Raw genomic sequence first — 8,529 nt, 5'->3', positions numbered from 1 at the left:
TAGAAGGAGCCTAGAAACAGGTGGCGCTGAAGTCGAATATTCGGGGGCGCTCACGACGCCGGTCGACACCCAAGACAGGTGGCGCTCAAAGACGAGCGCAGTGGCGCCCAAGAAGCCGAATATTCAGCGACCATGGTCGTCAATATACGTCCTCGTCGTTTCAGGCGATGTGTCGTCGGTTCGGGGTGGTCCAGTCGATGGGCAGGGTCGGGTCGAGTGCTGATAATGCCCTGGCGGAGTCGGTCAACGCGGCGTTGAAGCGGGAGACGCTGCAAGGAGCGAAGCGGTGGGTCTCGGACCTCGAGTGTCGTCGTGAGGTGTTTCGGTGGTTGGTTCGATACAACTCGAGGCGGAGACATTCGAGTCTGGGTTATCGAGCACCGGTTGACTTCGAGGTCGATTACACATTTATGATGGGCATTGCCGCCTGATAGTACACATTGATGTGTCCACTTCCAGGGGTTCACGCCCGATGATTAGAGAACTCTCCATCAAACCTGGTGCTTGAGAGCCTAAAGTTTCGTCAATCGTTCAACCGCCAACCTGAGGTCAGTCATTGGACGGGGCCTTTGCGCGAAACGGTTGTTCGGGACCGAGCGCGCTGTTGCTGCATATATCGGTCAAAGGTGTCCCTCCATTGCGGACAGAGGCTGTAACCAGAATGGAGTACTTCCTCCACCGCGAGTTCGGTGGGGAACCCGAACGTGTCATACAAGGTGAAGATATCCTTCCCAGTCATCCCCGTTGGGCCTCGTCGGTGGAGTTCCTCCAAGCCCTTGCGAAGCGTGCGCAGGAACACGCGTTCTTCCTTCTCCAAAACCGTCATGATCGTCTTGTGCTGCGTGTCTAGTTCCGGATAATTGTCATTGTAGAGGACGGTGATTACCGAAACTGTGGTGGGCAGAAAGAGCTTTTGAATTCCGATTGCCTGCCCATACCGGATCGCCCGACGTACCAGTCGGCGCAGCACATACCCGCGTTCTTTGTTCGCCGGCCGCACCCCGGCCACGATCATGAACACTGCTGCACGCAGGTGGTCGGCAATCACACGCATGCCAACTGTCGCGTCCCGGTATGAGCGGCCGCTGAGCTTCTCCAAGTGTTCGATGATAGGGCGAAGGACACTGATTTGGAATATGTCCGGGTCGTCGTTCGCAGCCGCAGTGATCCTTTCCAAGCCGCCACCAAAGTCGACATTGCGGTGAGTCAGCTGGGTGAAGGTGCCGTCGGGTTGGCGTTGATATTGCATAAACACCTGGTTCCCGATCTCCATGAATCGACCACTTTCGCTAGCCGGATGTGGCAGACCATGGGTCGGGTCGTGGTGCTCAGGGCCGAAGTCGAAGAATACTTCACTGTCGGGCCCACAAGGGTCCCCAACCGGAGTGCCAGCCAGCCCCTTACCTCGGCTCCACCAGTTTTCCTCGTCGCCATAGAAGAAGATGCGTTCCCCGGGACTGATGCCACGGGCGTCCCCGTCGGATTGGGTCCCGATCACCGCGACCTGGGCTTCAATTCCGGCGTCGGCGAACACTTGCTTCCAGATCTGCGCCGCTTCCTCGTCACGTGGGACACGTGCCGAAACATCGCCGCCGAACACGGTGACATACAAACGGTGGGGATCCAACCCGACAATGCGGGTCAAGAAATCGAAGAACCAGCGGATCTGCTGCTCTTTGAAGTAGTCACCGAGGCTCCAATTCCCTAGCATTTCGAAGAACGAAGTGTGTCGATTGTCGCCGACTTCAACCATGTCCTGTGCCCGTACTGCTGGTTGGCAGTTCGCCAGCCGCAGACCCGAAGGGTGCGGCTCACCCAGTAGGTATGGCATTAACGGTTGCATGCCGCTGCCGGTAAACAAGGTGGTGCCATCTTCTTCCGCCACGAGGCCACTGCGTGGAATGACGGTATGACCGCGTCCCTGGTAGTAGTCAAGGAAAGCAGTGCGGATATGCTGTGCGCGCAAAGGCATAGGTGATCGCTTCCTGAAGTAGTTGAATAGGCAATTGCTCGGATCGAAAGGTTCTGCCCGCCGTGCGATCAAGTTCGGGACCGCCACTACCGGGACAGATCCGGCCCGAGGAGTGGCGAGGACTATCGACGGCCTCCTGGCTACAAAGGTCTTCAACGGCGGTGGGGAGTACCAGCTCGTCAGAGCCAGAATCTACCTTCACCCGCGCGGGTGGGCGTAAACGAGCTCGGTGAACCGTTGCACGTAGTTCTGGAGGAACTCCACAGTCGTCTCAGCAGCGATAGCCCCGTCCTCATCAAACAAGCTCGGCGACTGGCCGAGAAACACTTCCGGTTGGCCAGGGGTAGGCATGTCGAAGTAGGACAGGGCCAGGCGGAGGTTCTTCTGGGAGCTGTAGCCGCCCATGCGTCCGACGGAATGGCTGATGATCCCGGCCGGGAGGTTCTTCCACGCGACGTCGCTGTTGGGCTTGGAGCCGATGTCGATGGCGTTCTTCAGGCAGGCTGGGATAGTGCGGTTGTTCTCAGCGGTCACGAATAACACACCGTCGGAGGCTTTAATAGTCTCCCTGAAGTGCGTGTACGCCTCTGGGGTTGGTTTGTCGGAGACGTCGGGGTCGTCATAGTCGAAGTCGTAGAGCGGCAGGTCGCGGATTTCGACGATCTGCACGTTGTAGCCCTCGGGGAAGTATGTGATGGTCTCGTGGGCGATCTTGCGCGTGTAGGAGCCGCGGCGCAGGCTGCCGACGATCACGGAGATGTTCTTGGTCATGTGGTGCCTTTCGTTTGGGAACAGGTTGGTCGGTCGACGGGTCTCAGAAGTCCCAGTCGGCGTCGCTGGTGTCTTCGCCCTTCCCGATGACGTAGGAGGATCCGGACCCGGAGAAGAAGTCGTGGTTTTCATCAGCGCTCGGTGCCAGGGCGGCGAGGATTTCCGGATTGACTTCGGTCTCTCCCGGGCTGAAACGTGCAGGGTAGCCGAGGTTCATCAGTGCCTTGTTCGCGTTGTAGCGTACGAACACTGCCACGTCGTCCATCAGCCCCAGCGGCTCGTACAGTTCACCTGAGTAGGCGAGCTCTAGCTCGTAGAGGTCTTCAAGCAGCTCGTAGGTGAACTCGTGCATCTCGTTCTGCCGTTCAGATGCCTGATTCTCGATGCCGCGCTGATATTTGTAGCCGGAGTAGTAGCCGTGCACGGCCTTATCCCGCAGGATGAGGCGGATCATGTCTGCGGTGTTGGTCAGTGTGGCGTGCACGGAGAAATGCAATGGCAGGTAGAACCCTGCGTAGAGCAGCAGTGAGGACAGCAGAGTAGAGGAGACCTTCCGTTTGAGCGGGTCGTTGCCGTAGTAGTGTTTCAGTACCTTTTTGCACCGCTGCTGAAGCAGGTCGTTGTTTACGGCCCACCGGTAGGCGTCGTCGATCTCCGGAGTGCTCGTCAGGGTGGAGAACACCGAAGAGTAGGACCGGGCGTGCACCGACTGCATGAACGCGATGTTGGTGTAGACGGCCTCTTCGTGTTCGGTGCGAGCATCCTGGATCTGACAGATCTCGCCGACGGTGGCCTGCACCGTGTCAAGCATCGTCAGCCCCGTGAAGACCCGCATAGTGAGAGTTCGTTCCTTCTCGGTGAGCCGGCCCCAGGCGGGGATGTCGTTGGACAGCGGCACCTTCTCGGGCAGCCAGAAGTTCGCGGTGAGCCGGTTCCACACCTCGAGGTCCTTCTCGTCGCCGACGCGGTTCCAATTGATCGGTCGCAGCCGGGCCGCGGGGTCGTGGCGGTAGGCGGGCGGGGTCACCGAGGTCTCGGCGAGCGAGCGGGTGGGGTTAGTGGTCGTCATGCGGGTTCCTTAGGTATGGGCTGGATTGGGTCAGAGTGTGCAGGAGACGCAGTTCTCGATCTCGGTACCTTCGAGTGCTGGTTGGCGCAGTCGGATGTAGTAGAGGGTTTTGATGCCTTTGCGCCACGCGTAGATCTGCGCGCGGTTGATGTCGCGAGTCGTGGCAGTGTCGCGGAAGAACAGGGTGAGCGAGAGCCCCTGGTCGACGTGTCGGGTTGCTGCGGCGTAGGTGTCGATGATCTTCTCGTAGCCGATCTCGTAGGCGTCTTGATAGAAGCCGACGTTGTCATCACTCATGTGCGGGGCCGGGTAGTAGACGCGGCCGAGCTTGCCCTCCTTGCGGATCTCGATCTTCGCCGCGACCGGATGGATCGAAGCGGTCGCGTTGTTCACATACGAGATCGACCCGGTGGGCGGGACGGCCTGCAGGTAGGCGTTGTAGATGCCGTGCTGTTTCACCGACTCGCGCAGCCGTTCCCAGTCCTCGCGGGAAGGGATGGTCACGCCTGCGTCTGCGAATAGTTCGCGCACCCGCTGAGTGGCGGGTTGCCAGTCATGTTGGGTGTATTTGTCGAAGTAGGAGCCGTCGGCGTAGGTCGAGTCCTCGAATCCGGCGAAGGTCTGCCCGCGCTCAATCGCGATTTGATTCGATGCGCGGATCGCGTGATAGGTGATGGTAAGGAAGTAGATGTCAGTGAAGTCAATGCCTTCTTCGCTGCCGTAGTGGATGCGCTGGGAGGCGAGGTAGCCGTGCAGGTTCATCTGGCCCAGTCCGATTGCGTGGCTGGTCTCGTTCCCGTTCGCCACGGACGGGACGGCATCGACGTTAGTCTGGTCGGAGACACTGGTCAGTGCCCGCACCGCGGTCTCCACGGTCGACCCCAGGTTCGAGGAGTTCATGGCCTGAGCGATGTTGAGTGAGCCGAGGTTGCAGGAGATGTCTTGGCCGATTTCCTGGTACCCGATAGCGGAGTCGTAGGTCGAAGGCGTGTTGGTCTGCAGGATCTCGGAGCAGAGGTTGGACATGTTGATGTGACCTGCCAGCGGATTGGCACGGTTGACGGTGTCTTCGAAGAGCACATAGGGGTATCCGGACTCGAATTGGAGCTCAGCGAGGGTCTTGAAGAACTCCCGGGCGCTGACCGCGTTCTTTCGAATCCGCGGGTTCGCCACGAGCTCGTCATAGTGGTCGCTCACCGACAGGTCTGACAACGGCGTACCGTATTCGCGCTGCACGTCGTAGGGGCTGAAGAGGTGCATGTCCCGGTTCTCCTTGGCCAGTTGGAAGGTCACATCCGGGATGACTACGCCCAGGGAGAGGGTCTTGATGCGGATTTTCTCGTCGGCGTTCTCTCGCTTGGTGTCGAGGAAGCGCAGGATGTCGGGGTGGTGGGCATGCAGGTAGACCGCGCCTGCGCCCTGCCTCGCGCCAAGCTGATTGGCGTAGGAGAACGAGTCCTCGAGGATCTTCATCACCGGCACCACGCCGGAGGCCTGGTTCTCGATTCGTTTGATCGGAGCACCGACCTCACGCAGGTTCGACAGCAACAGCGCCACGCCCCCGCCACGCTTGGACAGCTGCAAGGCGGAGTTCACGCTGCGACCGATGGACTCTAAGTTGTCCTCCACCCGCAGCAGGAAGCAGGAGACCAGCTCTCCGCGCTGGGCCTTCCCCGCGTTGAGGAAAGTCGGCGTCGCAGGCTGGAAGCGACCGGAGAGCATCTCGTCGACCAGCCCGGTGGCCAGTTGCTCGTCGCCCTGACCGAGGTAGAGCGCGGTAGCGACCACCCGTTCTTCGAACCCTTCAAGATAGGTGGTGCCGTCGAAGGTTTTCAGAGCATACGAGGTGAAGAATTTGAAGGCTCCCAAGAAAGTGGCGAACTGGTGCCCCACGGAATGGGCGCGCTCGTGCAGTGCGCATAGAAATTCCGGGGTGTAGGCTGCCAGGAATTCGGACTCGTAGTAATCGTGGTCCACTAGCCACTCCAGGCGCTCGGCCGCCGAGGAGAAGACCTTGGTGTTCGGGACCACATGCTGGCGGAGGTACTCGGCGGCGGCCTGACGGTCCTTGTCGAACTGGATCGAGCCGTCGGAGGCGAACAGGTTCAGTTCGGCATTGAGCGCGTGGTAGTCCTTCCGCGCTCCGATGCCGGTGCGCACGGGAACCTCTGAGGCGATGGTGGTCATGCGGTTGTCCTCTCGTTGTTGACCTGGTCCCAGAAGCGGGACAGGCCGGTGTTGACGGTGTCGATGTCGCGCTGGGTTCCCAGCAGCTCGAAGCGGTAGAGCTCCGGCACGCGGCACTTGCGCGCGATGATGGGCCCGGCCAGGCAGTAATGCTCGCCGAAGTTCGTGTTCCCCGCGGTGATCACCCCGCGCAGCAGAGCGCGGTTGGCCGGGTCGTTCAGGAAGGCGATCACCTGCTTCGGAACCGCACCCGCCTGTTCCCCGCCGCCGTAGGTCGGCACGACCAAGACGAAGGGGCATGCCACCCGAATCATGCCCTCCAAGCGTGGGCGCAACGGTATGCGTACGGCAGGACGGTCGAGCTTATCGACGAATCGACGGGTGTTCTCCGAGACGCTGGAGAAATACACCAGGTCCGGCGATTCACCCTCGTGCAGCTCTCGGATCGGATAGGTCGTCTGTGGCCGCGGTCCATGCACCACTACAGCCCTCCTAGAACTAGAAACTCTTTTTGCCAAGCCTTCTGCGCGTACCTCAGTTGAGGCTTCTGAGGTTTCCCTGCCGTGCTTTTCGTAATTCGGTACACCGATACTATAGATTCGGCGTACCAAACTTCAAGCGCGACTCAGTGTCCGGTGCCCCAACCGAAAGGATTGATGATGAACGAGAGTGCACAACCGCAGGGCACCTGGATCGAAGCGATCACCGTGTTCGAGGAACTTCGCGCTGGCAACACCGATGGCGCTCTTGAAGTAGTGAGAACGTGCTCAGACGTCGAGCGGATGCTCGGATACCTCTTTCGTCTGACGTCCCTGTTTCTCAGGAGCGCACGCTCGGAGGACATCGACCACTTCATAGAAGCCGCACACCGGGCGGAACATCCACCTACTCTCAGGTATCGATGAACGGGGCCGCCGGCGCCGGTTGCGATACTGCGCGATTTGAAGTCCGTCATATAAACGCTGAAAGCCCACTCTGTCGCAGTCTGAGCTTTTGAGAACATGAATCGAGAAATGAGTGATGGGAATGCAAATCAATTTGAAGTCGAAACTCGCTCTGATCTCTGCCTCGGCGCTAGCCCTGACAAGTTGCGGTGCTGGGAACGCGGAGTCGTCGTCGACCGAAGGTAAGCCTCAGGTGTTGACGACGTTCACCGTCCTTGCCGATATTGCCGACAACGTAGCCGGCGAACACCTGGAGGTGGAATCGATCACCAAAGTCGGTGCCGAGATCCATGGATATGAACCCACTCCCAAGGATGTGGCCAAGGCGTCAGAAGCCGACTTGATTCTTGACAATGGGCTGAATCTGGAGGCATGGTTCGAGCAATTCGTCGAACAGACCGACGCCCCGCATGAAGTCGTTTCCGAGGGTGTCGAACCAATCGACATTTCCGAGGACGCCTATGCGGGCAAGCCGAATCCCCACGCATGGATGAGCCCTGTCAACGTCCAAATCTATGTCGACAACATGGTCGATGCTTTCAGCGAGCTGGATCCAGATCACGCCGCCGACTTTCAGTCCAATGGAGAGTCGTACAAAGACGAACTTCAAACCGTTCAGGATGACCTTGTCGGTGAGCTGTCGACACTGCCAGACAAAGAACGAGCCCTCGTCACGTGTGAGGGCGCTTTCTCCTACCTCGCCCGGGACGCGGATCTCGACGAGCGCTACATCTGGCCTGTGAATGCGGAGCAGGAGGCAACCCCGCAGCAGATTTCCTCCACTATCGAGTTCGTCAAGGACAATGACGTTCCCGCAGTATTCTGTGAGTCCACCGTCTCGGACAAACCAATGCGACAAGTCGTTGACGCCACCGGCGCGGAGTTTGGCGGGACACTGTATGTCGACTCGCTTTCAGAAGCGGACGGACCTGTGCCAACATACCTTGAGCTCATTAAGCACGACGCTGACACCATCACTGAAGCTCTGACGGGTGGGAACAAGTGACTTCAGCAATCCGTGCTGACGGTGTCACAGTGCAATACGGCGACGTCAGGGCACTGGAGGATGTCAGTCTCGGAGTGGAGTTCGGTTCCGTGACAGGTCTGATCGGAATGAACGGGTCGGGGAAGTCCACTCTGTTCAAAACGATCATGGGACTGACCCGCCCGGTTCAAGGCACCGTATCGATCAACGGCAGGACACCGACGCAAGCACGCAAAGAAGGCTTGCTGGGATACGTGCCACAAAGTGAGGATGTTGACTGGACGTTCCCCGTCAGCGTCCGCGATGTCGTCATGATGGGCCGCTACGCGCATCAAGGATTCACTCGAAAGCCCACGTCGGCGGATCGTCAAGTGGTCGAACAGGCACTAGAACGCGTCGGGCTCCAGATGGGGTGTCATGATTTGAGTAGACAGCAGAACCCGATGAAAGGAAACTGCTGCACATGACTACCAGCCAATCCCCGCGGCGGCCCCGCAGAGAGTTCACCTCGGAGTTCAAGGCCGACGCCGTCGCGATGGTCACCGACCTCGGGAAGTCCCGAGCCGAAGTCGCCCGCGACCTCGACATCAACGAGTCGACG

General features: G+C 59.4%; 6 protein-coding genes and 2 pseudogenes. 3 read left to right on the top strand and 5 right to left on the bottom strand.

Annotated elements, in window-relative coordinates; all coding sequences use genetic code 11:
- Positions 1–119: 119 nt before the first annotated feature.
- Positions 120–431: pseudogene (locus EB836_RS17635) on the top strand (integrase core domain-containing protein); the annotation flags it as partial.
- Between the two features lie 122 nt (positions 432–553).
- Here the strand turns inward: EB836_RS17635 and EB836_RS17630 are convergent.
- From EB836_RS17630 to nrdI, 5 genes are all read right to left on the bottom strand, one after another.
- Entirely contained in the window at positions 554–1,972 is a 1,419-nt protein-coding gene (locus EB836_RS17630) for an alanine--tRNA ligase-related protein (protein WP_205683413.1), read from the bottom strand.
- 198 nt (positions 1,973–2,170) lie between these two features.
- Positions 2,171–2,743: an NADPH-dependent FMN reductase gene (locus EB836_RS17625; protein WP_135542737.1), complete on the bottom strand. Its 573-nt coding sequence runs from the start codon at positions 2,741–2,743 to the stop codon at positions 2,171–2,173.
- Between the two features lie 43 nt (positions 2,744–2,786).
- On the bottom strand, positions 2,787–3,812 hold the full coding sequence (nrdF, locus tag EB836_RS17620) for a class 1b ribonucleoside-diphosphate reductase subunit beta (RefSeq protein ID WP_135542735.1): 1,026 nt from the start codon (positions 3,810–3,812) through the stop codon (positions 2,787–2,789).
- Between the two features lie 30 nt (positions 3,813–3,842).
- The gene (gene nrdE / locus EB836_RS17615) at positions 3,843–5,999 is read right to left on the bottom strand and encodes a class 1b ribonucleoside-diphosphate reductase subunit alpha (RefSeq protein WP_135542733.1); all 2,157 of its coding nucleotides are present in this window, start codon (positions 5,997–5,999) and stop codon (positions 3,843–3,845) included.
- On the bottom strand, positions 5,996–6,445 hold the full coding sequence (nrdI, locus tag EB836_RS17610; protein WP_167854513.1) for a class Ib ribonucleoside-diphosphate reductase assembly flavoprotein NrdI: 450 nt from the start codon (positions 6,443–6,445) through the stop codon (positions 5,996–5,998). Before nrdI ends, nrdE begins: the two co-directional genes overlap by 4 nt.
- A 580-nt stretch (positions 6,446–7,025) precedes the next feature.
- Between nrdI and EB836_RS17600 the strand changes: the two genes are divergently transcribed.
- The gene (locus EB836_RS17600; RefSeq protein WP_135542741.1) at positions 7,026–7,949 is read left to right on the top strand and encodes a metal ABC transporter substrate-binding protein; all 924 of its coding nucleotides are present in this window, start codon (positions 7,026–7,028) and stop codon (positions 7,947–7,949) included.
- Positions 7,946–8,332: pseudogene (locus EB836_RS17595) on the top strand (ATP-binding cassette domain-containing protein); the annotation flags it as partial. The gene EB836_RS17600 and the pseudogene EB836_RS17595, both read left to right, overlap by 4 nt.
- Positions 8,333–8,529: the final 197 nt, after the last annotated feature.

This window comes from Brevibacterium sp. S111, assembly GCF_004745075.1.
Classification (GTDB): domain Bacteria; phylum Actinomycetota; class Actinomycetes; order Actinomycetales; family Brevibacteriaceae; genus Brevibacterium.
This window is presented reverse-complemented; position numbering and strand designations above follow the sequence as displayed.